Consider the following 25,046-nt stretch of genomic DNA (forward strand, 5'->3'; position numbering starts at 1 on the left):
TTTTTTTTCCACTCCTTCGAATACATGGTGCAGGAGCCCTGATGATGCCGCATTGTGGGCGTTTTCCCTGTCAGCTGAGGCGTTCACCCAGGCGGACAGGACGGCTGGACAAGGCATGGTCCATACGATAACGCTTTGCCAAAGCCTCGTCAAAAGCAATAATGACAGTCGATCCCAGCATAAACGTACCCAGTTCCTGACCGGGTACAATCCTGTGTGTCCGGTCCAGCTCAAAGCTCCGTGGCCCTTGACGCGCCTGGCCCAGACGGCCATTGCTGACGAAATCTGTCAGAAAAGGCGTAGTGATGCGGCCCACGTTCAGGGCGCCGACCATGGCCAGATAAAGCACACCATGCGGTGTTTCAATGTCAAACACAAGGCGTTCGTTGCGGGTGAAAAGACTCGGCGTCCAGCGCACGGAAGGCTTGTTCACTGGCCAGAGTTCACCGGGATAATAGCGTATGGTTTTCAGATCACCTTGAATCGGACTATGCACGCGATGGTAATTATGGGGCGCCAGATATATGGTGGCGAACCAGCTCAAATAAAGATCAGGCGGCACATTGTCGCCAAACATGAGTTCGGCCAGCGAATAGTCGAGGCCCTTCGCCTGCACCGCACTATTTTCGTTAGCCGGTCCGGATACACTGAGGATGCCATCGCAGGGAAAAACCAGATCGCCCTGAATGGGGCGCACCCCGGGCTTGAGCTTGCGCGTGAAGACATCCTCGATCGTGGCGTAATCTTCCAGCGGTCTTTCCGCCTCGCTCATATCGATGCCAAACGCCTTCACAAAAGCACTGCAAACAGGCTGTCCCAGTGTTCCTGGCAGTTTCAGCCGTGCGGCCTTGCCCGCAGCGAGGCTGATCATATTCAATGGCAAAACCTGCCCTAAACCACTAAAGACCTGCTTGCGCATTCCCTTGCTCTCCTTGCTGATAATTCTGGGATGAACCCGAAAGTTGGGCCAGATACGCGGCAAAAACCTCGCGGGATTTTGCACACTGTAACGCCTTACGCTGGGGCTTGCCCATACCTCTTTGTTTGGGCAGACCCGGCAAAAGACCGAGATTGGCGTTCATCGGCTGAAAATCGCCGAGTCCGCCTTCGGTAACATAACGATAAAGGGCGCCGATGATGGTGCCCGCCGGCGGCATCAGAAAATCCGCATCCTGAACCTTGGCCCGAGCGGCACGTCCGGCCAAAAGCCCGATGGCCGCGGATTCCGTGTAACCCTCAACGCCGGTGATTTGTCCCGCAAGAAAAATCCGCGGCGCCGTTTTAAAGGATAAATCCGGGTTGAGCACATCCGGGCTCTTCAAATAACTGTTGCGATGCACCGAGCCGTAGCGGAAAAATTCCACATCCTTCAGACCCGGCAGCATGCTGAAGACCCGCTTTTGTTCCGGCCATTTCATTTTGGTTTGAAAGCCCACCATGGAAACCATGGTGCCTTCCTTGTTCTCCATGCGCAGCTGCACAGCCGCCCACGGGCGATGCCCGGTGCGCGGATCGATGAGGCCCACGGGTTTCATGGGACCAAAGCGCAGTGTCTCACGGCCTCGTTCAATCATGACTTCGATCGGCAGACAGGATTCAAAATAGGCCACATCCTCGAACTCATGGAGAGGCATTTTCTCCGCAGCGATCACCGCATCGACAAAGGCCTCATATTCCTCTTTATTCAGCGGAATATTCCAATAGTCACCGTCACCCGAATCATCATAACGGCTGGCACGGAAGACGATGCTTTCATCGATACTTTCCGTTTCCAGAATCGGCGCGATCGCATCATAAAAATGCAGTCGGCGGCTGTCGGGGCACAGGCCCTGCAGCTGATCCACCAACGCTTGACTGGTCAAGGGCCCGGAGGCAATGATCCAGGCTTCACCTTCACCCACGGGCGGCAGTTCGGTCACCTCAGCGTCGATCCGCTTGAAACCGGGAAAACTTTCCAGCGCCTCACGAATATACCGGGAAAAAACCGTCCGTTCCACCGCCAAAGCCTGGCCGGCGGGCACCGCGGCATGGGCGCCGGCCTCCAGAATCAGGGAGTCCAAAGCCTGCATTTCGCCTTTCAAAAGACCGGGGGCCGAGTCAGGCAGCATGGATTTCAAGGAATTCGAACAGACGAGTTCGGCAAGATCGCCCGTGGAATGCGCCGGGGTCATTTTGTGGGGACGCATTTCGTAGAGGCGAACCTCATGTCCCGCGCGCAGGCACTGCCAGGCGGCTTCACAGCCAGCTAGACCACCTCCGACGATATGGATGAGTGCCTTTTTCATAAGAATGCTCCTGCGCTGGGGTCGACGGGGCCATAAAGCGGCCCAGCTTTATACCAATTAAACCTCACCAACAAGCCTTCAGCTATGATTGGAGATTCTCTGCAATTCGGCTTGCGGCGCTTCCCCTGGCCATCCGGTTCAAGGGCTCTTGCCGCGGCCTACTCCGCCTTTTTTCCGATCCCTCCAGGGAAGACGCCACTTCCCGGTTCATGCTGATGCATTCGCCTTTGAGATTCTCCGAGGGCGTTCCCGCCATATGACTGCCGGAAGAGGACAAGGTTTGATGTCCTTTTGCAGCCGATCTGGCCGCAGCCAGATCCAGCGAGGAGTGTATGAATTCCTTGCGGCCCTTTTTCACAACACTGTTTTGAGTGAAGCAGCCCAGAAACGCTGAGAGGATATCCCTCTGCACCCTGAGTCCGCACTCTGTGCATTCGTGCGTTCTCTCGCTGAGCCTCTTCCTTCTTACTTCACCACAAAGGCAGGTTTGCGACAGACGGGTGTGGAAAGTATTGATCAACTCCGCACGGCCTCCGAGCTTTTCAGCTGTTCGGAAAAGTGATGCCTTAAGGCTGGCCGGGGCGGATTTGCCAACTGACTTTCCATACCTTTTTTGCAGGGCCTTGTAACTGATATCCTCAAGCTTGACAATAGAGCCAAGCTGCATGATCTCGTTCGCAAGGTGGCCTATGATGCATTTTCTATAGGCGGCCACCCTCCGATCAACGTCCCGCTTTTGATTCGCCAGACGGAAATAATTTTTGGTCTTTAACAGCCGGCTTCCCCGCCTGAGGCTGCCATCCTTGAAGGCTGTCGGGTTTTTAAGACGAATGGAACGTGACATCCGTCTTTGAAGGGACCTGGACTCCCGCAGCATTCCATCCAGATGATCTGATACAATCGCCCTTTCATAGGCCATCTTTTCATTCGAGACGGCAATTCTTTTCGGGCCGAAATCCACGGATACATTCTGTGAGAAAATATCCTCACCAAATCTCTCCCTCAGCGAAGCCTTGTGCTTTCTTTCCTTTTCGCTGTCCCGAAAGGCTTCCCCTTCAAGAGTCATCTGGACAAACCACCGTTCCGATCCGCCCAGCCTTCTCTTGAAAACGAGACTGTTCTTTATCCGGCAACTGAGGGCATGCCTGTGATAAGGGTTCTGCAGGTCAATTCGGATCGGATACTCTTTTTTCCGAAAGACGAGACGAGCACTATCATCAAGGACTTTGATCTGAGGGCTTTCCTTGTTGGATGAGCCACGCAGGGAAAAATCCGATCCCCTGCTTTTGAAACGGCAGCGTTTGGCCTTGCCAAACATTTTTCTTTCCACGGCCCTGAAGGCTCGCTTGCCTATCTCCTGAGCCACCTTGGACGGAACGAAACGGTCAAAATCCACGCTGCCTGTTCTGAGTCTGGAGGCCAGGGAAATGGAGGCATATTCCGTCAATCCATTGTCAATGCGCAGCTGATCAAAGGCAGCTCTTCTTTTCGGGTCATCCTTCTTCAAAAGCCTCGCGCCTTCATAATCCCGGCTGGCTCGCATCTTGCGAAGCTGCCTGAGAAGTTTCCCCAGCACGGCATTATAAAGTCTTCGCCCATGATCCTCTGACTTCAGCAAACTGGAGAAACCATCCCGTGAAGCCTGGATTTCCGTCTCGAAGATGAAACTCTTGGTCTTAGAGTGTGACAACATGCCTCTCCTGAAGTCGTACAAAAGTATTGCAGGCTGGGTTCGCAGGCAAGAAAAAAATCTCCGATGATGGGAGATGGCTGTGTCCTCTCACCTCCAGCAAAATCTCTCTTCATTACCATCGATTCGGGAGAGATTATGGCTGGAGCACGTCGGACGTTCGATCGCAGGACGCAAGACGAGCCGTTCCCGCCTGAATCAGGTGGGAGGTCCCGATTCAGGGGCTGGAATCGTTGAAATTACTGGCAGTCCACAATGCGGGCAAATTCGACCGGGTCGAGCGAAGCGCCGCCAACCAGAGCGCCGTCCACGTCAGGTTGCTTCATCAGGCCTTTGATGTTGGAGGACTTCACGCTGCCACCGTAAAGGATGCGCAAGGCTTCCGCCGCACCACCGAGCTTCTGCCGCAAAATCCCGCGGATAAAGGCGTGGGCTTCCTGGGCCTGTTCATCGGTTGCCGTCAGGCCGGTGCCGATGGCCCAGACCGGTTCATAGGCGATCACAAAGTTGCTGGCCGCACCGGTCTCACGCAGGACGGCTTCGACCTGGCGTTTCAGAACCGCCTCGGTCTGTCCGCCTTCACGTTCCGCGCGCGTTTCCCCCACGCAAACGATCGGGTTGATGCCCTGATCCAGACAGGCCTTCGCTTTCGCAGCCACGGAGGCATCCGTTTCATTGTAATACTGCCGTCTTTCACTGTGACCGATGAGAGTCCAGCGAAGGCCAAGATCCTTCAGCATGGGAATGGAAAGTTCACCCGTGAAGGCGCCTTCCGGTTTTTCGTGTATGGTCTGCGCGGCGATGAGGATGCCGTGTTTCTCGCCATATTCGCGAGCCAGACCCAAAAACGGTGCGGGCACAGCCAGGAGCACATCCACCGCATCACGGCGGATGCGGCTGTTGGCGGCCAGTTCGCGATTCAGAGTCTGCAGATACTCGGGCACCTTCGAATAGAGAAGGTTCATCTTCCAGTTGCCGGCAATCATGGGTTTGCGCATGTTGATCCTTCCTTATTGCTTCAAAAGAACTTTGACGCCAGGCAGAGTCTGGCCTTCGAGAAACTCCAGCGAAGCGCCGCCACCGGTCGAAATATGATCGATCTTGTCCGCGACACCGGCCTTGTTCGCGGCCGCCACGCTATCGCCACCACCGATCACGGTGAAGGCCGAGCTGCGGGCCATGGCATCGGCAACACGCAAAGAGCCTCGGGCAAACTTGTCAAACTCGAACACACCCATGGGGCCGTTCCAAAGGACAGTTTTCGAAAGACCGATGATATCGCTGTAACGCTTGATGGTGCGGGGACCGATATCAAGGCCCATCAAACCCTTATGAATTGTGCGGCCAGGGATTTCCACGGCTTCCGCATCGGCATCAAATTTCGCAGCGGCCACGTGATCCTCGGGCAGAATGATTTCAACCTTGCGCGCTTCCGCGTTGCGATAAATCGAAGCCACAAGATCCATTTTATCGTGTTCCACGCGCGAATCACCGACGTCCACACCCTGATACTTGAGGAAGGTGTAGGCCATGGCCCCACCGATCAGAAGGTAGTTGGCATGATTCAAAAGATTCAGCACCACACCGATCTTATCCGAAACCTTCGAGCCACCCATGACCACGGTAAAGGGAGCCTGAGGTTTCTTTTGCAATCCGGAAAGGACACTGATCTCACGATCGACCAGAAGTCCGGCCGCTCGCCTTTCGCCGGGGAAGAGTTCCGCCGCGGCCACCACACTCGCATGGGCGCGGTGCAGGGTGCCGAAGGCATCGTTCACATAGCAGTCAAAACCGTTGGCGAGTTTGCGGGCGAATTCAGGGTCGTTTTTGGTTTCACCTGGATGAAAGCGCAAATTTTCAAAGAGGATGATCTGATTCTTGTTGAGCTGGTTCAGCACCTGCTCTGCGGGCTCTTCGGTATAGTCGCGAACGAAGACGACTTCGAGACCGAGCAGTTCCGCCAGGCGCACGCCGACGGGCTCCAGTGAATATTCCGGCATCACCTCCCCATCCGGGCGTCCGAGGTGGGACATGAGCGCGATCTTATTGGTGCGTTCCAGTATATAGCGGAGAGTCGGCAAGGCGGCCGTGATGCGGGTATCGTCGGTGATTTTGCCCTTCTTGATCGGGACATTGAGATCGAGGCGCACGAGGACTTTCTTGTTCGTAAGGTCGAGGTCCTGGAGTTTGCGGAATTCCATCGGGCTTTCCTTTCTTCGAGTCAGGCGTTACACTCCGCAACATACCGGGCTGGCAAAACTCTGCAAGCGAAAGAGGACATCATGGCAAAGATCCACCACCTGTTTGTGATTGACCCGATCGAAAATCTGAATATGAAGCTGGACTCGAGCCTGCGTGTCGCCCGCGCTCTATGTAACATTGGCCATCTCGCTTACATCTGTACGCCCGGTCAATTGGAATGGCTAAGCCGCGAATCCTGCGCTGCGGCCTTCGCCCAGGAGCTGGCATTCCCCGACGGGGATATCCATTCCATGCGCATGTCACCGGCACGCCGTCTGCGCCTTGATTATTTTCAGGCGATTCATATGCGCAAGGATCCGCCCTACGATATGAATTATATCGCCAGCACCTGGCTGTTGGATTCGGCGGTGGCCCGTGGTGTCAAGGTTTACAACGCGCCCCATGCTCTGCGGAATTTGAATGAAAAACTCAGCATCTTTAAATTCCCGGAAGCGATTCGCGATGGTCTTGTGTCCGCCGAGCCGCAGCAGATTCTGCAGTTCATCAAGGAATCCGCCAACGGTGATGCGGTGCTGAAGCCGCTGACCCTTTACGGTGGCCGCGGAGTTTTGCGACTGAATCTGAATCAGCAAAAGGAGGAGAAGGTCCTGCATATCCTGCGCGAGGAAACGCAAAACGGTCAGGATCTGCGTCTGATCCAGGCTTTTGATGAACGCATTTTCCAGGGTGAATTGCGGACTTTCAGCGTCAATGGCAAGGCTCTGAGCTGGTGTTTGAAAAAGCCTCACGGTGATAATTTCCTGGCCAACACCCGTTCCGGGGCGACGCTCGAAACCTATCAACCGCGTGCGGATGAGGTGGCCATGGTGGAAAAGGTGGCCCAGTCGCTGGTCGAGGAAGGCGTTTATTTCGTGGGCTTTGACATCATTGGGAGCTTCATTTCCGAGATCAATATCACGAGCCCACGCCTGCTGCATGGACCGGGTGATACCCATGACTACTATAAGGATATCGCGGCGGCGCTGGTGCATGATCTGGGATAAGTGTGTAGATTCTGCCGACTTACGCCCGAACCGGGAAAGTAAAACCCAATAATTTCCAATCATTAGAGTGCCCCCTCTCAAGTCGCAGGCTGGAAGTCCGAAGATCCACACAGCTTGCGTCAAGACAGGGAGTTTGCTCGTGAGAACATTTCGTCGATTCTATACAGGTCTGGCTTTGTCGGCTCTGATTCTTGCCTCCAACTGCACCCTCAGCGATAACTCAGAATTGGAAGACCTCGATGCAGCCGATGCAGGCGATCAGGTGGTTGAAGTTCAACAGAATGAAATCACGGACAGTGAGATTCCGGCGGGGGACGGTCCGGAGACCACCGATGCGGCTGGTGAATCCATTGATGGCAACAGTTCGAGTGCCATTCAGGATTTGAACGTCGAGCAGCAGGCGGAACACAAGGGTCCGGAGCTGCCCGAAATGGAACCTGTCGATGCTCAGCCCGTGAGCGACGTGGAGGCCGCAGCGGCACAAACGGAAAGTCTGCCCTCTCTTTCGCAGGTGGTGGCGGAGAGCGACGGCAGCGCGGCTGCTCAGCCATACGGCCAGGACATGGTGAGCGCCACCGACAGCAGCATGGAGAGCGCAACGGTTGATGCCGGCACGGACACAGCTGAAGCACCCGCAGAAGTCCGCCGCCCCAAGGTTCGCAAGTCCAGCAGTCCAGCCGGGATGGAGGATCTCTCCGGCAACTTTTATATCGTTCAGCCCGGCGACACGCTCGGTCGGATTTCGTCCATGCTCTATGGAACCTCACGCCGCTGGCAGGAGATCGCTGCAGCCAACAATCTGGAAGCCAACAGCCCCATCTATCCCGGTGATGTGCTCCGTTATCCAGCGGACGCCGCCTCTGCGGAATACGAAGCCGCCTATAAAAATCTCAGTCGTTCCCAAATCGTCGTCCAGAAAGGCGACACCCTGGAAGCGATCGCCGAGCGTCAGTTCGGTAATAAAGCCTTCTGGAAACTTCTCTGGCGCTGGAATGAGTCCATCATTGCGGAACCCAACAGGATTTTTGAAGGCCAAAGCATCGAATGCGTTGAACCCGAGGAACTGGCGGCGCTTCTTTCCGATCGTAAGGGACTTAAGGCGGCTCACTAAGAGGCGGAATAAGCTCATGATGTTCGCGGGGTAAAGTTGCTCCTCAAGGTCTTTTTCAACCGGTTCGATAAGTTGAAAGATACAGAATTGGGACCATGAGGAGTCGAAGATATGGCCAACGTGCTCGGCAAGTACCTGACAGGTATAGGTGGCATCACCTTTACATTCGCCAGCTTTATCGCCTGTGGTTCACAGATGTATAAGGTTTCGGTGCATGAGGATATCGATGCCACGAGAACCGCAACGGCCAGCCCTCATTCGACGGATAAGAACTCCACCCTCTATGGTATCCATGCACCCAAAGGCTGGAACGGAACCCATATTCCCTTCAAGTTCGGCAAGGACATGAGCCAGCAGCAGAAGGTTCATCTGATGGCTGCCATTCAACGTTGGGAATGGGCGGTGGGCAAAAAACTGTTCATATTTGAAGGCGATCATTCGGGTGTGACCGGCGATACCTTCAAGGATCTTTATAGCTCGCTACAGGACAATGTGAATGGCCATTACCTCGATGAAAATTGGGGCAAGACCGGCAAGCCTGATTCCGTGCTGGCCACAACGATTTGGAACAACGGCTTCGATGCCTCGATCATTGCCAAGGCGGATATTCGTTTCAACACGCAACACTATCTGATCGGCGATAGCATGACGCTGAAAACCACGGACAACAAGGACGTTGTGGATATGCAGTCTCTCGCTCTGCATGAGCTGGGTCACCTTCTTGGCCTGACCCATGTCGCCGAGGATGTGGACACCCTGTCGATCATGAACCCTGCACTCTTTATCGGCGAAGGCCTCGCCACCCGTGCGCTGTCACGCGGTGATATTGAACGCATCCAGCTCGTTTACGGCTGTGAAGGCCAGGCCTGTGACATCGATGCCCTGCTGAAAGAGCAGGAAACGGCAGACTGGGAAAGGCTCACGCTGACCGCCCAGACCTGGATTGAAACCAAAGCCCAGGAATCACCCAAGCTTCAGTTGAACTAAGCCATAACCACGTCATCTTTAAGCTTTGAGCCGGGCCCGTTGGACCCGGCTTTTTCATGTCCACGCTCCCAAAAAGTCATCGACGCCCGGTCCCTCGCATCCTATATTGTTGCGAAGTGCGCGGACAGTGCCATAAGGAGCGTGTCATTCCATGATAGAATTGGAACCCAGCTACGACCATAAGCAATATGAACAGAAATGGTATCGCCACAGCCTGGAAAACAAGTTTTTCGGGGCTCCGGTGGATTCCCAAAAAGTACCCTATACCATCCTCATGCCGCCACCCAACGTGACCTCGCAGCTGCATATGGGCCACGGCCTGGGTTACTCGATCCAGGATCTCTTCATCCGTTGGAAACGCATGAAAGGTTTCAACGCCTGCTGGCTGCCTGGGACCGACCATGCGGGCATTGCCACCCAGATGATGGTGGAGAAGGACCTGGAAAAGGAAGGCACCACGCGGCGGGAACTGGGCCGTGAGAAATTCTTCCAAAGACTGGTGGAATGGAAGGAAAAATACGGCGGGATTATCCTTGAGCAATTCAAAACGATGGGCTTTTCCTGTGACTGGGATCGTCTCGCCTACACCATGGATCCGAAGCTGTCGGAGGCCGTGCGTTATGTCTTTGTCGAGCTTTTCAAGGAAGGCTTGATCTATCGCGGCGAGCGCCTTGTGAACTGGGATACCGTGCTGCAGACCGCCATCTCCGATGATGAGGTGGAGAGCAAGGAAATCCAGGGAATACTTTACTACTATCGCTACCCGATCGAGGGCACGGATGAATTCATTCCGATCGCCACGACGCGTCCGGAGACGATGCTCGGTGATACCGCGGTCGCGGTGAATCCGGAGGATGAGCGCTTTAAACACCTGATCGGCAAGCAGGTTCGTCTGCCTTTTGTCGATCGCCTGATTCCGATCATCGCCGATGAATATGTGAAAAGTGAATTCGGAACCGGGGCGGTGAAGATTACGCCCGCGCATGATCCGAATGACTTTGAGATCGGCAAGCGGCACAAGCTGCCCTTTATCAACATCATGACCCCAACCGGAACGATGGCTGACAACACGCCGGCGCCGTTTCGGGGTTTGGATCGCTTTGTGGCCCGCAAGGAGGTCATCAAGCAGATGAAGGCGCTGGGTCTTTTCGATGAAGAGAAGTCCTACAAGACCACGGTACCGCATTCGGAGCGCAGCAAGACCATTATTGAACCGCGCCTGAGCCTGCAGTGGTTTGTCAGCATGAAGCAGCTGGCCGAGCCCGCGGCTGAAGCGGCCCGGGGTGGGGAACTGCAGTTCCATCCGGAGAGCTGGAAGAAGACCTATCTTTACTGGCTCGATAATATTCAGGACTGGTGTATTTCACGGCAGCTCTGGTGGGGGCATCGGATTCCCATCTGGTATTGCAGCGACTGCCCTGAAGTGACGACCGGCCTGGAGGATCCAACCCAATGTGCGCATTGCGGTTCGAAGAAGATTCGCCAGGATGAGGATGTTCTGGATACCTGGTTCTCGAGCTGGCTCTGGCCTTTGAGTCCATTTGGTTGGCCGAGTGAGGGGCTCAAGACGAAGGAAGTTGAGTATTTCAATCCCACTGATGTGCTCGTGACGGCGCCCGAGATTATTTTCCTCTGGGTCGCGCGCATGGTGATGGTGAACCTGAAATTCAAACAGCGTTTGCCTTTCAAGCATGTTTATTTCAATGCCACCGTGTGTGATAAGCAGGGACGCAAGTTCTCTAAAACATTGGGGAATGGAATCGATCCGCTGGAAGTTGTCGACAAGCACGGGGCCGATGCGGTCCGCTTTACGGCGATCAGTCTCGCGCCGCTCGGTGGGCGGGTGCGGATGGATATCGAGGATTTTGAGAACGGTTCACGCTTTGTGAACAAGATCTGGAATGCGGCGCGGCTTGTGTTCCAGCATCTTGATGCCGGTCAGAAATTGCCTTCGCTGAAGGGTTTGCAGCTGACGCTTGCTGAGAAATGGCTGCTCAATCGTCTGCGTGAAGCCACCGAAAAAATGGATCGGCATTTGGAGAACTTCCGGGTGAACGATGCCGTGGAGGAACTGCATCATTTCATTTGGGGTGCGTTCTGTGACTGGGGCCTGGAATGTGCGAAGACGGATCTCGCGCTGCCGGCGGGGCATAAGGACAAGGAAAGGGCTCTTTCGGTTCTGGTCTATGTGCTCGATGGAGCGCTGCGTCTTGCGCATCCGGTGATGCCGTTTGTCAGCGAGGAGCTTTGGCAGAAATTGCCGCAGCATCCCGATTGGGGGGCGCGTCCGGCCAGTATCTGTATTGCTGCTTTCCCTGAGGTGAAGAATATTCCCTCCTTCGAAGAGGAAGCGCGGCAGTGGAAAACGGTGCAGGATATCGTTTCCGGTATTCGTTCCGTTCGGGCGCAGATGGGGCTTCCACCGAAACAGGAATTGCCGGCGCATATTCGGATTGATGAGAGCATGGCCAGAACTGTGGCGGAAGCTGAGGAGTGGATCAAGCGTCTGGCGAAGGCGGATAAGGTGGTTTCCGGTCCGCAGGTCGGTCGTCCGGGTCAGTCGCTGTCTGCGGTTGGGAAAGGTTTTGAAGTTTATCTGCCGGTTCAGGGATTGATCGATGTCGAGAAGGAGCGAAAGCGCCTCTCTACAGAAGAACAGCGCTTGCAAAAAATTCTCGATGGAATCCTGGGCAAGCTGAACAACACCAGCTTCGTGGAAAGAGCGCCGGAGGAGGTTTTGTTTCAGACCCGGGCACAGAAAACCAATATGGAAGAGCAGCTCAGTGCCATCCGCACGAACCTGAAGGCTTTGGCTGATTGAAAGTGTGAGGGGCCCGGCGAGCGGGCCCTTTGGACATAAGATTTCAACCGAAGTTTCCCGCCCCTTCCTGTTAAATTTTAGTTTTTTGGGAGAAGCGCCCCTGCCACAGTTGGTCCAAAAATGTTTGCCATGGGAGTATTTCAATACCATCTTCCAACCGTGGCCTTTCTTCGCTACAAACGATCAAGTAGGCCGAGCAGATATTGTCTTCTCGCAACGCTTTTAGCCCATTCATATGCTTATTTGAAATCCTATCAGCTGATTTAACCTCTATGGCAAACTGATTATTTAGAATAAAATCGACTTCAAATTGGGACGTAGAACGCCAATAATGAAGAGTGCCAAGAGGTTCGAAGTAATCCAACCACGACTTGATTTCCATCATGATGAACTGTTCAAATAGTTCTCCCCACTCTGTTTGCTGTGGGACCACTCTAGGAAGTCGACGTAGAGCCCGCACCACACCCGTATCAAAAAAGTAGAACTTTGCTGTTTCGATGGCTTTCCTCTTTACCGTCCTGGTAAAAGATGGGATCTCCCAGGCGAGCAAAGTATCATAGAGGACTTGAAACCAATTCTGAACCGTGCTGCGAGAAACTTGAGCATCGTTGGCAACAGCAGAGTAGTTGATCATTTGTCCGTTCATGGTCGAGGCGACTTGTAGAAAACGGCTAAAAGCTGGCAGATTTCGCGACACCCCTTCACCAGAGATTTCTTCTGTAAGATAGCGCCCGACATAGGATGCCAGGTCCTCATCGGGATCTTGAGAAAGATAGTGAGACGGTATAAGCCCATGATTTAAGGCACGATCGAGTCGGAAATGATCTGGCCCTAACTCCGGAAAAACAAGTGGGTGAAACATTCTATCGCGCCCGCGCCCTCCCAAGAGGTTTACTCCTGACTTCTTGAGCTTACGCGCGCTCGACCCAGTTAATAGAAAGCGGATGCCTCTCTCTTCTATCATGAGGTGAACTTCATCCATCAAAGCCGGGCATTTTTGAATCTCATCGATAAAAATTACAACATTGCGAAGATCCTCGTATTCGATTTCCTTCCGAATCAGAGTGGGATCTGCCAGGACTCGTAAGAGTAGGCCTTGATCAAGCAGGTTATAAGATTTGGTAATCAGCGATGAGAGCTGCTCTCGAACAAGACTGGATTTTCCTGTTTGGCGTGGACCAAAGAGGAGGACAGTCCTGGTTTTGAGAATCTCGGCGACAGGGATGATGCGACTGATATACGTCATGATTTTAAATACTTATGTATTTGTTAACAATGTTGTCAAATATCATGATAAATGCCAACTCAAGTATCGTATATGAATCGATGTTTAATTTCAATAGGTTATATCTAAACTTAAGTCTGCTATGTGATTACACAGGACAAGTCATAATGTCATGACCAAAAAAGGTGCCCGGCCCGCAGGCGGGTCTTGGCGATTGATGGCGATACCCGACCTCATAGGTCTTGAATTTCAATGCGACGGTCGAATCGGACGTTTGATTGTAACGGACGAGAAAAAGCTGATCGGAACTGAGGAAGCCGCCCACCGCATAGCTGTGCCCAAAGCCCGGCTTCCCGCCTCTCTCCAGAAGAAAGGATTTGTCCTGCCTGGATTCTGACAATTTCTCGCTGTAATGAGCCAGCGCCCAGATTCCGGCAGGTATGCTGGTCAGAAACGCCAGCCCGATAAGCGCGGAAATGGGATCCACTTCTTTCGCTTCATGGGCACCCGCTCGAATATTCCCTGCCAGCAGGATAGAAACCAGGAACAGGATGCGAACCACCAGCGCATGCCGCTTAAACTCCTCATTGCGATGGGCACCTAAACCGCATAAGCCTTCAATAAGGTGTAGTATCCAAATCGGGCGACCGCCCGAGGTTCGGTAAAACGGGCTTTCTTGCACAGGCGAGCGAAATCGGAACGCGTATACTGCGCTCCACCAAAACCCATCTGCATTTGCATGTGAAATATGGTTGCCATGAGAGGCCCGTTTCGATTCTCATGCCGCAGGACCTCAAGAAGATAAAGGCGTCCGCGATTTTTGGCGTTGCCTTCCACGGTAGCCCGCGCGCTCTTGAGAAGTTCGAGGACTCTTGCTTCCGGCCAGTCATGCAGGACGTTACTAAAGTGGATGGCATCGCAACCGCGCGCCCATTCATCCTTGAAAAAATCAGCGGGATGAAAGTGGATGTTTTTTGCGTCCCGCTTCTCAACCCATGCCTGCGCCTGTCTGCACATGGCCGGCAGATCCAGGACAGTGACCTGCGTTTCAGGCTGATGTTCCGTCAGAACCGCCGCAAAAGCGCCCGATCCACCTCCCACATCAAGAACATGGCGGACACCCTTGAACGCGCCTGATCTCACAACCGCGGTGGAAGGCGCTTTAATAATGGAATCCATCCCCGCAGCGGCTTGGATAACACTGGGATTCTCGTCCGGTTCATCTTTCCAGCCATCTCCGAAAGTCTGCAGGACCGGGGTCGTTTCCTTCAATTTGCGCAGCACCCATCTGTGCTCAGGAGTTTCAAAATGTTTCCAGAATTCGGCCGTTCGAGCCAGAGGGCTTGAAGGAACGAGGTAGGCGCGCGCGTCAGGCGTCAGGTTAAAGTTCGTTTTTTTCTGTTGAGCGAAGCCCATGGCCACCAGAACTCGCAGGACACTTTCGGTGGATTCCTGATGAAGATCGAGCAGCCTGGCAAGCTGGGCGGGGGAACTTGCGCGCGTGGCAAGTGCCTCCGTTATTCCGGATTCCATGGCCGCTGAGACAGCCGCGGCACCATAGGGGGCAATCCATAAGTCGGCTATTTTTCGATCATCGGGAATGAACTTTAAAGAACGGAATCCACCGCGATTCTTCACAAAAGGCCTCATCCATGATGAATATCATGAGGCCATTCTAACACTCAAATTTCACTCAGGGCATCAGCAATGCGCTGCACCGCCACGACCAATTCCTCTTCCGCAATCGTCAAGGCCGGCGTCATCGAAATCCCCTGCCCCTTGTCCCCACTCGCCAGAGCAATCACCCCATGCCGCCGGAGGACATCCATGAGTCGCGCACCAGCCAAAGGCTCACGCAGTTCGAGCCCCACCATCAACCCACGGCCCCGCACATCCGCAAAAAGCGGATGACTCTGCAGTTTCTCACGCAGCATGCCTTGAAGTTTTTCCCCAAGGATCAGGGAACGCTCCGGCAGCTTTTTCTCCTGAATCGTGCGCAGCGTTTCCGCCCCGAGGCGACAGGAAAGAGGATGACCGAAGAAAGTCCCGGTATGAATGCCTTCCCCCTCATTCTGCGGCCAGGCGTCCATCACCTCCGCACGCCCAAAGCAGGCGGATAGCGGCAGACCACCACCGAGGGCCTTGCCAAGACAGAGCAGATCACAGGGCACCATTTCCGCGAAGGTGATTTGCCCCGTGCGACCGAGACCGGTGAAGACTTCATCATAAATCAGAAGAACCTTCTCCTTCTGACAAATTTCCGCCAAACCGGAAAGCCAGTCGAGGCCATGCGGTCGAATCCCGGCGCGACCCTGAATGGGCTCAATGATTACAGCTGCGCAGCCAAATCCCGCAGCTTTCTGGGCATGAATGGCTTTACGAACCTCAGAAAGATCACAGGCAAACGGCAGTTCCGTCACCCGATCTTCCGGCAGCCAGCCGCGGAAGGGATCCTTGAAATCCCGGCGCGAGGTCAAAGGCAGAATTCCTAGATCCAATCCATGATAACTGCCGTGGAAATTGATAAAACCCTTGGCACCCGTCGCAATCTGCGCCGTTTTCACGGCAAACTCAACGGCCTGCCCGCCACTGAGAGCGAGCCCACCCTTGCTCAGATGCTGCGGCAGAGCCGCCTTCAAGGTTTCCAGCATCTCCACCTTGGCGATGGAAGGATAAACATCCCCCATCCCATGCGTGACCAGGGCCTCATGATTGATGGAAGACGCAAAAACACGCTTCTGAAGCTCGTTATTGTGCCCGAGGGCCACAACCCCGAATCCCGCACAAAGATCGATGTACGGCCGTCCTTCGGCGTCCCAGACGGTGGATCCTTGCGCCCGCGCGAAGACGAGCGGATCCGATTTCGCGTTGTAACTCGAATCACGACATTCAACGGCCTGCAACCTTTGCAGCCATTTGGCGTTGCTTGTCATGTTTCAAACTCCTTTGGCGCGTGGATGCCAGATATATTTATGCTGCTGCAGATTCAAACGCACGCGATGCAGGCCGGCGTCGAGGATCCATTCGACAAGGTCGGCGGGTTTCACCAGACCAAAGGCTGCGGAAAACAGCACCTGGAAGTGCTGATCGAGATCGCCCGTGCGTACGCGATCCCGCGCCCACTCGAAGTCCCTGCGGCTGGCGATCACAAATTTGATTTCATCCGTGGGTTTCAGATGACTGAGGTTCTCATAGAGATTGCGATCCTCCATGCCACTGTCGGGGCATTTCAGATCCATGATAATATGCGTGGCGGGATGCAGAGACTCAATCGGCTCCGCTCCGCTGGTTTCAATCATCACTTTATAGCCAAGATGGATGAGAGTTTCGATCAGAGCCGGCGTCTCCGGTTGCGCCAGAGGCTCACCGCCGGTAATCTCGACCAGCGGGCAGCCGAGGCGATCGAGTTCCGCAAGAATCTCGTCGAAACTCCGGCGCTCGCCACCATGGAAGCCATAGACAGTATCGCACCAGCGGCAACGCAGCGGACAGCCTGTCAAACGCACAAAACTGCAGGGCCACCCCGCATAAGCGGCTTCCCCTTGGACACTTTTATAGATCTCAGTTATGAGTAATGAGCGTTGCATGTGAGTTTCCCGGACAAGGACCGATTTGAAATGAATGAAGGCAATCGAAACGAAGCCCCTGTTGAAGCTGCCCGCGGCCCCTTTCCATGGCAAAGAGGCTGGTCACTCTTCAAGGCTATTTGGCCACAGCTGGTTTATATCAGTATGGCGGCGATCGCAATACCTCAGTACCTGGTTTATTGGACGAGCGCCTTTCGGGCCGCGCGAACGGTTCAGGAGATCCAAACACTCAACGCTCCGGACTTTTTTTCACTCCTGAATAAGGTCGAATCCTTCAGTCTTTACAGCATTGTGGAGCTGGCGGTGGCCGGCATTCTGGCACTCTGGGGCTACCTGGCCTGGGTGACGGCGGCCTTCACGCATCTCGATGGCCATAAGGTCGCCACGTTGCCCGTCCTCAAGCAGAGCCTGCGTCTTCTGCCGAAATGGGTTCTGACCTTTCTCCTCTTTGGAATTCTGCTCTTTATGCTGATTTTTTTAACAGCCGCAGGATCAGGTTTTGGCATCATCTCGCAGCTTCTGCTCATCACCGTCTGTGTGGTGGGCGCGGCGGCCCCGGTGCTGCTCGTCATGAACCCGCGCATCGGCCAGGCCGTCGGCGGTTCCTTGCGCATGGAATATACCCGCGGCAGCGGCATGACCCGCTGGTCCGCATATTTTGTGCTCTTAACCTATGAAATGCTCCTGCTCGGCAGTCTTTCGCTGGTCGGAGCCGGGGTGCATGCGCTCAACCACTTGGACAACCGCCTGGGTTTGCCGCGTTCGGCCTGGTTTGTGACCAATGACGCCTTTCCCTTCGGCATCGTCCCCATGCTGACCGAAGGCCTTGGCACTGTGCTCAGTGCGATTCTCTTCGCCATCTTTGCCATTATGACAACAAGTTTCGTCTCCGACCTGAAACGCATCGGGCGGATTCGGTCGACCATCGAGATACGGGTCTAGTTCGCCAAATGGATCGCAGCCGGGTTATGCAGCCCGGTTCCCCTCACCTTGTGAACACTCATCCCCGGGTGTTATGCTTGACATGCCATCCCATCCAGATCGGAGACTGCTTCATGCGAAACCCAGTATTGGGCTTGCTCCTTTGGAGTGTCATGCACACGTCAACCGTGTGGGCTCAGGACCTCGAAGTGCTTCATTGGTGGACTTCAGGCGGCGAAGCTCAGTCTGTTGCCGTTCTGAAAAAGGTCTTCAAGGAAAAGTCCGGGGCGACCTGGAAGGACTTCAACATTGCGGGCGGTGCGGGCGAGAACGCGCTGAAGGTGCTCAAGACCAAGGCCCTGGCGGGTCATCCACCCGCTGCAGTCCAGATGAAGGGTCCCCAGATTCAGGACTGGGGAAAAATGGGCCTGCTGACCAGCATCAACGATCTGGCGAAGCGTGAGCAGTGGGATGAAAAACTGCCCAAGGAAATAGCCAACGCGGTGAAATACAATAACAACTGGGTGGCCGTGCCTTTCAACGTCCATCGCATCAACTGGGTCTGGGTCAATCCGAAAGTCCTGGCGCAAGCCAAGGCCAAAGTTCCCACCACCCTTGCCGAACTTTTTGAAACAGCCGATAAGATCAAAAAAATTGGCCTCCTGCCGTTTGCTCACGGTGGTCAGGCCTGGCAGGATGCGACCGTTTTTGAAGAACTGCTTCTGGCCATCGCGGGGCCGGATCTTTATCGCAAGGCCCTCGTCCAACTCGATCCGAAGGCGCTCCAGAGCCCTGAAGTCAAAGCAACGTTCGAAGCCCTTCGCCAATACAGCAGCTATCTCGATAAAAATCGCAAAGGTCTGGACTGGGATAAAGCCACCCGCCTCGTGATGGATGGCAAGGCCGGCATGCAGTTCATGGGGGACTGGGCCAAAGGTGAATTCATCGCGGCCGGGAAACACCCTGGCAAGGACTTCCTCTGCATCCCGGTACCAGGATCGGAAGACTCCTTCATTTATAACGTCGATAGTTTTGCCTTTTTTGAAACAAAATCGAAAAACACGAAAAAGAATCAGGAGCAGCTGGCGGCCATTATCATGGACGAAGCCTTTCAAAAGACGTTCAATGTGAAAAAGGGCTCCATCCCGGCCGTTCCGACCACAAAAATGGAAGACTTCGATAGCTGCGCGAAAGCCTCCATGGAATCCTTTGTGAAAACGTCCAAAACCACGGGACAGGTCCCGAGCATGGCCCATCAAATGGCCTCCAGCTCGGAAGTCATGCAGGCTGTCTATGACGTTGTGGAAGCCCACATCAATTCCAACATGAGTGCCGACGAAGCCGTCAAACGCCTTGCAAAATCCATTCGTGAAGCGACCATGTAGGCAAGTGAAACAACCCATGATGCAGCGAAAATCGAGTCTGGGCTACAGGATTGGCGGAGGATTTATCCTATCGTTTTTCCTTTCATCGCTCTTCGCCATTTTAGTCTCCGGTTACTTCCTCAAGCAAAACTTCGACGAACGCTCCAGCCAGAGTTCCATCCTGGTTTCCAGGTTTATCGCCAGTTCGATGAAGCAGTATATTGGGCGCTTGACCTCGGGGCTGGACGCGCTGAACGGCGATGCTGATCTCCTGCATGATATCGTGGGTTCCCTGGGAACTCCGTCCCCACGGCGCAAGAATTTCTTCAAACTCTTTACCAAGGTTGAAGACTTCGCGAGGCACTACGGACTGGAGCAGGTCAGCATCTACCTGAAGCCCCTGGGGCGCGAGGACTACCCCATCTTCAGCACGATCGTTCCGAAGGAAAACCATGTTTTCACGTTCTCTCCTGAAAAGAACGGCGCGGACATGGTCGAAATCAGTCGGGATGAGTATGGGCTTGTGAGCATCAAGGACAACGGCCTGACTCATTTCAAGTTCCGATTTTCCAATGAGTTCCTGGGTCCGGACCGAAAGATCGCGCTCATGCGTGTCGATGGCAAGGTTTACCTCGACATCAACTACCCCATGGTCAATGAATTGATTGGATCCGATGGAGCGGAGGATGCCTTCATCAAAAAAGGCTCCACCTATGGTGTCATCCGCATTGTGATGCCCTTGCCCGACTCCTTTATATCAGAGCTCGAAACGCAGACAGGTCACAGGATAAGCTTTTACGACCCCCAACTTCAATATGTCGCTGGCATTCTGCAGCATGAGCTGGATGTCCCGGGAAAAGGCGGTTTTGTAGCCCAAGGCACCGATGGTGTCGAGTATATCAACTATCTGAGTTCGGTAAATTTTGATGGATCGGAAGTCGCCAGGATTGTGGTTTCCTTTGAAAACAGCCAGCTGACGGAAAAGATCGTCAGCATGATTTTCATGATTTTTGGCGTGAACATGGTCTCGTCCAGTCTTCTCCTGGTGGCTCTCAGTTTATTCCTGCGAAAACGTGTCATTCGGCCCATCGAACGGCTGACGGAAAACGTGAAAGCCCTGACTGATGGCGATCTCAAGTCCTGGCAGGGCATTCCGCAGCGTGAGCTCACGAGCCGGAGTGACGAGCTTCAGATCCTCCGTCAGGCCTTCCGCACCATGGGCCGGCAGCTGGATGAGCTGGTCAACAATCTTGAAGAGAACGTGCAGGAACGCACCCAACAGATTATTCTGGAAAAGCAGAAGACGCAGGGGATTCTGAACAATATCGAGGAAGGCATCATCACCTTCAACGATGAGCTGATCGTCGGCGCGGAATATTCACGCCATATGTATGCCCTTCTGGATCTCACGCCCGAGCAGATCAAAGGTGCCTCCTTCACGGAATTGATTCTCGACAGAAGCAACATCAGCGCGGACGGACGCCATACGATTCGCGAAATCCTGCGCATCTGCCTCGGCATGCCGCCTCTTTCCTGGGAAATGAATCACGCGAATCTGCCGTCCAGCATGGAGGTCACGGTTCAGGGCGCTCCACGCTACATGTCGCTCGACTGGTATCCCATGCTGAATGATCAGGGTCTTGTGGAACGCGGCATGCTCGTGATCAAGGACCAGACGGAAAAGGTTCTGCTGCAACAGGATCTGAATAAATCCAACGAACTCCACGAGTGTCTGTCTGAAATCATCGACGTTGCCATGAAGTTCGATATCGATTTCGTGGCCCGCTTTATCGAACGCGCCAGACGACAGTTCCTCACGGATGGCAGCCAGCTTATGGAGCTGGCGAAGACCAGACCTGATGCGATGTTCGCTCTGCTCCACACCTTAAAAGGCGATGCGCGAACCACCGGATTTCAACGCATCGCCGCGAAAGCGCACGATGCCGAATCCATGTTGCATCACCTTCGGTCCCGAACCTGTCATGAGAGTGACCTTCTGAATTTTCATGTCGCCTTGAATGAATTGACGAGCGAAATCAGCGAATTTTCAGGGCTCATGCATGACCTCTTCAGCAGGCGGGAATCCCGATGCGATTTATCGGTCAGCCTGATCGATTTGCTCCTGCCGCATTTCCAGGAGGCGGTGTCCATCCTCAAGGAGAACGGCATCAAGGTCGGCGGCTTCCTTTACGAGGATCACGTTCAGGACTGGTCGTCCAGGACCATCGAGCAGGTCAAGGATATGATCATGCATGCCATCACAAATTCTGCCGATCACGGTTATGTACTTCCCAAAAAGGCCGGACATGCCGTGGCCACGGCCGCAAGGTTCCATGTGAAGGCAAGCCTCGACCATGACAATGTCGTGATTGAAATCGTCGACGAAGGCCATGGCTACGATCTGGAGAAAATTCGCCGAAAATATGGCCTCTCCCACGAGACCGCCGACAAGGAAACCCTGGCCATGCTTCTCGAAAGCGGCGTGACCACGACATCGGACGTCACAACTCTCAGTGGACGCGGGGTCGGACTCAATGCCATCAAGGAACTTTCCCAAGGCCTCGGCGGCAGCACATGCCTGGAACCTCATTTCCCCCGCGGAGCTCTGGTCAAGATCGTCCTGCCTCGGCAGAGCGTGATGCGCGAAGGTGATTTGCGCCTGGTCGGCTAGGAATCTGAGCGGTCCAAGGCGGCCTGGATTTCCTCGGGCTTGAGCCACTCCTCCCCCACACGACTTAAAACATGCGGGATCTGCGCGTCCTGAGGTGCGATCTTTTCTCCGGCAAAGTTTTTCTCCACAAAACCGGGCAGCCTCGCCTTGAAGACCTGATGCCAGCGCGGGGCATCGGGCTGCCCAAGGGTTCCCAGGTCGGTAAGAAAATCACGATGCCGGCGGCCCTTCCGATAATCAGGCTCCAGACTGGGATGAGCCAGGTATTTTTCAATCCAGTCGATCTGCATATCCACAAGGATCGAGGCCTGATAAAGAAGGTAATTGCGGCTGCGAAAGAGCGAAGTGCCGGCCACCTTCCGCTGACCCTGGACGATATCGGAGTGGCCACGCTGATCAAAAATCTGATGAGGCAGCTCCTCATTGAAGCAGTCGATCACGGATTGATTGAGCAGGCGAAAATAACGGTCGTTCGCATAGAACTCCTTGACCCAAAGCCCCAGGCTCACAATCAAACAGCCCGAATGCAAGAGGACGGTGCCGCCACCGCCGAGGCGCTTCAGGATGGGAATGCCATCCTTCACACAGGCGTGGACATTGACTTCCTTTTCCACCTTGTTACCGCGCCCGAGTACCACCATCGGAGTCCCGGGAATCCAGACCTCAGCAGCCAGCGGCAGGGCGCAGGCCTTCAGAACCTGATCATCGATCCACATTCAGGGGCTCCCCTGGACAAGGTCTTTTACCCAGTACAGGGTCAAGTACATGAAAAGCAAAAGGCCCAGGATATCCATCATGGTCGCAATCACAGGAGCTGAAGCGAGGGCCGGATCCAGGCGGAAGCGCCGCAAAAGAAAGGGCAGGAACGCACCAAGCACATAACCGAGGAGTACGGTCACACCCACGAGCAGAGTCAAAAGAAGAGCAAAGGGTGTTTCCAACCCTTCCGCATAATGCGCAAAACCATAGGAAATGATGGCCAGAATCAGCCCCAAAGCCGTGCCGACCACAATCTCCCGGCCGAGCAGCCGCCAAAGATCAGCCCCCAGGATTTCCCGCACTGCCAGCCCGCGCATGATAAGCGACGCGGACTGCGAACCGGCCATGCCCCCGGCCGAGAGGACCATGGGCAGAAAGAGGAGCATCAGACCAAAGCCGGTGCGATCATCGAACATGAACTTGAGGATGGCTGTGGACAGCATCGAAACGACAAAGATCCCCAGCAGCCAGCCCCCCCGCTTGCGAATAAGCTGCAAAAGGGACGTTTGAAAGTACGACTCATGCAAACAGCTCTGACCGCCAAAGGCTTGAATGTCAATGGTGGCCTCTTCCTCGGCCACATCGAAAACATCCTCGGCTTCGACAAGGCCAATCATGACGCCTTCGGCATTCAGCACCGGAATATACGGCCGATCATACTTGCGAAAGACGTCCACGGCCTTGCGTCGGTCGTCGGTGACCATCACCGTCACGAGCTGCCGGTCCATCAGGTCATCGACCAGGATGGTGGCCGGATCAGCCAGCACAAGACTTGAAAGATTTACATGCCCCAGTAGTTTTCCCTGTGGGTCCACCACAAAAATTTGATTCAAAAGATTTTCCGGCACCCGGCTGCCGCTCCAGCGAATCGCGGCCAGGGCATCATGCACGTTCATGCCCGATGGAATGGAAAAAAATTCCGGATTCATCAGGCGCCCGACACTGCTCGCCTTATAGGACAGCATCTGCCAGGTGATCTGCATCTCTTCCGGATGCAGTTTCAGGATCAGCTTTTCCCGTATTTCAAAGGGAAGATTCTGCAGAAGATGGGTACGATCGATCGTTTCCATCTGATTCAGAAGCGAGGCCGACACCAGATCCGGCAGCTGATCCAGAAGCTTCGCCTGCAGTTCAAAAGGCAGATAGGAAAAGACCTCAGCCCGACGATCCTTGGGGATCAGACGATAGAGCACGATGCAGGAAACGATATCGAGTTGCGCGAGTATTTCTGACAGATCCGCAACCTCGATCTCTTTAAAAATTTGCCGCAGCCTTTTGAAAGCACGTTCGGCCAGCAATTGAGAGACTAAACCTGCCGTTGGTTTGGGAACGTCCATCGTCATGCGCCTTCCTTTTCTGCGCCGATTGAACAAAGACTATCCAAAGCCTGATCCACTGTAGGGGTCCTGTCCTCCGCTTCCCGCAAAGCTTCCAGGAAATCCCCCATATGTTCGGGATTCAGACAGTCGAAGGCTTTTTGAAAGCGCTCGGTATCCGGCGCATAAAGAGCGGCCCCGAGGATGGAGGCGTTATTCCATTCCCGATTCCGCGCGGCGGCCAGTTCCCGGGTTTTCAGCTCCGGAAATCGATCATGGCGAAACGATGCGATGATCGCGGCCTTATCCTTCAACTTTTGATCACGGTCCATAGGCTTGCTATAAAGCTCTTTCAGGGCATCGCGCAAGGCAAAGATCCACTGCGAGAGCTTTTCCTTTTCCTCTTTATAAATCTTCAACTCCGCAAGGCCGGCCCCACCCCGATAGGTTTTGAGGTAGATCTCAGCGAGATGCAAACTGGCGAATTCAGCGAGATTTTCATTGAAAGCCGCCGACCCCTTCGACCAAAAACTGCGATGCACCAGCTCGTGCAAAAGCAGCTGGATGAAGTCCTCGTCCCTGCGTTTGGTCATGGCATCATAGATGGGATCGGCGAACCAGCCCAGACTGGAAAAGGCACCCACGGTACCGAGACTCACATCGAGTCCTGCGGCCCGGAGCTCCTGAGCCTTGGTATCGCGGTCATCCCGATTGAAAAAGCCAAGGAAGGGAACCCGGCCGACGAAGGGAAACCACCAGGTTTTCAGTTCCAGACGGTCGGCCTCGGCCGCCTGGACCAGATAACTGACCGTTCCAGGGCCGGGAGGAATATAATGCTGGTAGGCATCGTCAACATTGAGGCCCTCCTCCGTGGCAAAGGCCAAAACCTGACGACTGAGAAGGAGCTTGCGCCGTGTGGTCTCATCCAGACCGCTCTGCTGCACCACGTCCTCGACCGGCATACGGCTATTGAACGCATTATTGAACCAGTAGGCCTGCTGCAGACTGTAACAGGAACTTAGCATCAAGGCGCAAAGCCCCAGAATCCATCCGTGTCCAGGCAT

At 54.4% G+C, this 25,046-nt stretch carries 20 protein-coding genes; 7 read left to right on the plus strand and 13 right to left on the minus strand.

Translation table 11 applies throughout. The features are described 5' to 3' along the window. Window positions 1-70: 70 nt before the first annotated feature. The 5 genes from asd to OLTU_RS32830 all read right to left on the minus strand — a co-directional run bounded on the left by asd (window position 71) and on the right by OLTU_RS32830 (window position 6,176). A complete protein-coding gene (gene asd, locus OLTU_RS31270; RefSeq protein ID WP_141736630.1) occupies window positions 71-919 on the minus strand; it encodes an archaetidylserine decarboxylase in 849 nt (282 codons plus the stop codon). Further along, window positions 900-2,285: a methylenetetrahydrofolate--tRNA-(uracil(54)-C(5))-methyltransferase (FADH(2)-oxidizing) TrmFO gene (gene trmFO, locus OLTU_RS31275; RefSeq protein ID WP_141736631.1), complete on the minus strand. Its 1,386-nt coding sequence runs from the start codon at window positions 2,283-2,285 to the stop codon at window positions 900-902. The genes asd and trmFO overlap by 20 nt, the downstream gene beginning before the upstream one ends. A gap of 82 nt (window positions 2,286-2,367) precedes the next feature. Further along, window positions 2,368-3,978, minus strand: a complete 1,611-nt coding sequence (locus OLTU_RS31280) for a zinc ribbon domain-containing protein (protein WP_141736632.1) — start codon at window positions 3,976-3,978, stop codon at window positions 2,368-2,370. A 236-nt stretch (window positions 3,979-4,214) separates the two neighbouring features. Continuing rightward, the gene (gene tpiA / locus OLTU_RS32825) at window positions 4,215-4,973 is read right to left on the minus strand and encodes a triose-phosphate isomerase (protein WP_141736633.1); all 759 of its coding nucleotides are present in this window, start codon (window positions 4,971-4,973) and stop codon (window positions 4,215-4,217) included. A gap of 12 nt (window positions 4,974-4,985) precedes the next feature. Continuing rightward, entirely contained in the window at window positions 4,986-6,176 is a 1,191-nt protein-coding gene (locus tag OLTU_RS32830; protein ID WP_141736634.1) for a phosphoglycerate kinase, read from the minus strand. A gap of 81 nt (window positions 6,177-6,257) precedes the next feature. Here OLTU_RS32830 and OLTU_RS31295 point away from each other — a divergent pair, with 81 nt between their 5' ends. The 4 genes from OLTU_RS31295 to OLTU_RS31310 all read left to right on the plus strand — a co-directional run bounded on the left by OLTU_RS31295 (window position 6,258) and on the right by OLTU_RS31310 (window position 12,139). Further along, window positions 6,258-7,220 carry an ATP-grasp domain-containing protein gene (locus tag OLTU_RS31295; RefSeq protein ID WP_141736635.1) on the plus strand — a complete coding sequence of 321 codons (963 nt, stop codon included), beginning with the start codon at window positions 6,258-6,260 and terminating at the stop codon, window positions 7,218-7,220. 139 nt (window positions 7,221-7,359) lie between these two features. Then, a complete protein-coding gene (locus tag OLTU_RS31300; protein ID WP_141736636.1) occupies window positions 7,360-8,331 on the plus strand; it encodes a LysM peptidoglycan-binding domain-containing protein in 972 nt (323 codons plus the stop codon). A gap of 111 nt (window positions 8,332-8,442) precedes the next feature. Continuing rightward, the gene (locus OLTU_RS31305) at window positions 8,443-9,318 is read left to right on the plus strand and encodes a matrixin family metalloprotease (protein ID WP_141736637.1); all 876 of its coding nucleotides are present in this window, start codon (window positions 8,443-8,445) and stop codon (window positions 9,316-9,318) included. Window positions 9,319-9,469: 151 nt separating this feature from the next. Then, complete coding sequence (locus tag OLTU_RS31310; protein ID WP_141736638.1) at window positions 9,470-12,139, plus strand: valine--tRNA ligase; 2,670 nt, start codon at window positions 9,470-9,472, stop codon at window positions 12,137-12,139. A gap of 70 nt (window positions 12,140-12,209) precedes the next feature. Here OLTU_RS31310 and OLTU_RS31315 read toward each other — a convergent pair whose 3' ends face one another. From OLTU_RS31315 to OLTU_RS31335, 5 genes are all read right to left on the minus strand, one after another. Further along, window positions 12,210-13,385: an ATP-binding protein gene (locus tag OLTU_RS31315; protein ID WP_141736639.1), complete on the minus strand. Its 1,176-nt coding sequence runs from the start codon at window positions 13,383-13,385 to the stop codon at window positions 12,210-12,212. A gap of 127 nt (window positions 13,386-13,512) precedes the next feature. Continuing rightward, complete coding sequence (locus OLTU_RS31320) at window positions 13,513-13,851, minus strand: hypothetical protein (protein ID WP_218110391.1); 339 nt, start codon at window positions 13,849-13,851, stop codon at window positions 13,513-13,515. Between the two features lie 113 nt (window positions 13,852-13,964). Then, window positions 13,965-15,002: a methyltransferase gene (locus tag OLTU_RS31325; protein ID WP_176737124.1), complete on the minus strand. Its 1,038-nt coding sequence runs from the start codon at window positions 15,000-15,002 to the stop codon at window positions 13,965-13,967. Between the two features lie 44 nt (window positions 15,003-15,046). Further along, the gene (locus tag OLTU_RS31330; RefSeq protein ID WP_141736642.1) at window positions 15,047-16,297 is read right to left on the minus strand and encodes an aspartate aminotransferase family protein; all 1,251 of its coding nucleotides are present in this window, start codon (window positions 16,295-16,297) and stop codon (window positions 15,047-15,049) included. 3 nt (window positions 16,298-16,300) lie between these two features. Continuing rightward, window positions 16,301-16,951, minus strand: coding sequence for a radical SAM protein (locus OLTU_RS31335; RefSeq protein ID WP_141736643.1), 651 nt, complete (start codon window positions 16,949-16,951; stop codon window positions 16,301-16,303). A 30-nt stretch (window positions 16,952-16,981) separates the two neighbouring features. On the opposite strand from OLTU_RS31335, the gene OLTU_RS31340 reads away from it, so the two are divergent. The 3 genes from OLTU_RS31340 (at window position 16,982) to OLTU_RS31350 (ending at window position 21,907) form a co-directional block, all read left to right on the plus strand. Next, window positions 16,982-17,893: a hypothetical protein gene (locus OLTU_RS31340; protein ID WP_218110392.1), complete on the plus strand. Its 912-nt coding sequence runs from the start codon at window positions 16,982-16,984 to the stop codon at window positions 17,891-17,893. 152 nt (window positions 17,894-18,045) lie between these two features. Next, on the plus strand, window positions 18,046-19,257 hold the full coding sequence (locus OLTU_RS31345) for an ABC transporter substrate-binding protein (RefSeq protein ID WP_218110393.1): 1,212 nt from the start codon (window positions 18,046-18,048) through the stop codon (window positions 19,255-19,257). A gap of 16 nt (window positions 19,258-19,273) precedes the next feature. Then, a complete protein-coding gene (locus OLTU_RS31350) occupies window positions 19,274-21,907 on the plus strand; it encodes an ATP-binding protein (protein WP_141736646.1) in 2,634 nt (877 codons plus the stop codon). On the opposite strand, the gene OLTU_RS31355 is transcribed toward OLTU_RS31350, so the two are convergent. Genes OLTU_RS31355 through OLTU_RS31365 form a run of 3 tightly spaced genes read right to left on the minus strand, consistent with a single transcriptional unit; the run spans window position 21,904 to window position 25,046 of the window. Then, window positions 21,904-22,623: a lipoyl protein ligase domain-containing protein gene (locus OLTU_RS31355; RefSeq protein WP_141736647.1), complete on the minus strand. Its 720-nt coding sequence runs from the start codon at window positions 22,621-22,623 to the stop codon at window positions 21,904-21,906. The genes OLTU_RS31350 and OLTU_RS31355 overlap by 4 nt on opposite strands. Next, window positions 22,624-24,009, minus strand: coding sequence for a magnesium transporter (gene mgtE / locus OLTU_RS31360; RefSeq protein WP_141736648.1), 1,386 nt, complete (start codon window positions 24,007-24,009; stop codon window positions 22,624-22,626). Further along, the gene (locus OLTU_RS31365) at window positions 24,006-25,046 is read right to left on the minus strand and encodes an aminopeptidase (protein WP_176737125.1); all 1,041 of its coding nucleotides are present in this window, start codon (window positions 25,044-25,046) and stop codon (window positions 24,006-24,008) included. Before OLTU_RS31365 ends, mgtE begins: the two co-directional genes overlap by 4 nt.

The sequence above is a fragment of the Oligoflexus tunisiensis genome, assembly GCF_001748245.1.
Classification (GTDB): Bacteria; Bdellovibrionota_B; Oligoflexia; order Oligoflexales; family Oligoflexaceae; genus Oligoflexus; species Oligoflexus tunisiensis.

Coding starts and splice junctions, on each gene's coding strand:
- trmFO (WP_141736631.1), bottom strand. CDS start 2,285: ATGAAAAAGGCACTCATCCATATCGTCGGAGGTGGTCTAGCTGGCTGT.
- OLTU_RS31345 (WP_218110393.1), top strand. CDS start 18,046: ATGCACACGTCAACCGTGTGGGCTCAGGACCTCGAAGTGCTTCATTGG.
- OLTU_RS32830 (WP_141736634.1), bottom strand. CDS start 6,176: ATGGAATTCCGCAAACTCCAGGACCTCGACCTTACGAACAAGAAAGTC.
- mgtE (WP_141736648.1), bottom strand. CDS start 24,009: ATGACGATGGACGTTCCCAAACCAACGGCAGGTTTAGTCTCTCAATTG.
- OLTU_RS31350 (WP_141736646.1), top strand. CDS start 19,274: ATGATGCAGCGAAAATCGAGTCTGGGCTACAGGATTGGCGGAGGATTT.
- OLTU_RS31355 (WP_141736647.1), bottom strand. CDS start 22,623: ATGTGGATCGATGATCAGGTTCTGAAGGCCTGCGCCCTGCCGCTGGCT.
- OLTU_RS31305 (WP_141736637.1), top strand. CDS start 8,443: ATGGCCAACGTGCTCGGCAAGTACCTGACAGGTATAGGTGGCATCACC.
- tpiA (WP_141736633.1), bottom strand. CDS start 4,973: ATGCGCAAACCCATGATTGCCGGCAACTGGAAGATGAACCTTCTCTAT.
- OLTU_RS31310 (WP_141736638.1), top strand. CDS start 9,470: ATGATAGAATTGGAACCCAGCTACGACCATAAGCAATATGAACAGAAA.
- OLTU_RS31340 (WP_218110392.1), top strand. CDS start 16,982: ATGAATGAAGGCAATCGAAACGAAGCCCCTGTTGAAGCTGCCCGCGGC.
- OLTU_RS31330 (WP_141736642.1), bottom strand. CDS start 16,297: ATGACAAGCAACGCCAAATGGCTGCAAAGGTTGCAGGCCGTTGAATGT.
- OLTU_RS31335 (WP_141736643.1), bottom strand. CDS start 16,951: ATGCAACGCTCATTACTCATAACTGAGATCTATAAAAGTGTCCAAGGG.
- OLTU_RS31315 (WP_141736639.1), bottom strand. CDS start 13,385: ATGACGTATATCAGTCGCATCATCCCTGTCGCCGAGATTCTCAAAACC.
- asd (WP_141736630.1), bottom strand. CDS start 919: ATGCGCAAGCAGGTCTTTAGTGGTTTAGGGCAGGTTTTGCCATTGAAT.
- OLTU_RS31280 (WP_141736632.1), bottom strand. CDS start 3,978: ATGTTGTCACACTCTAAGACCAAGAGTTTCATCTTCGAGACGGAAATC.
- OLTU_RS31295 (WP_141736635.1), top strand. CDS start 6,258: ATGGCAAAGATCCACCACCTGTTTGTGATTGACCCGATCGAAAATCTG.
- OLTU_RS31365 (WP_176737125.1), bottom strand. CDS start 25,046: ATGCCTGGACACGGATGGATTCTGGGGCTTTGCGCCTTGATGCTAAGT.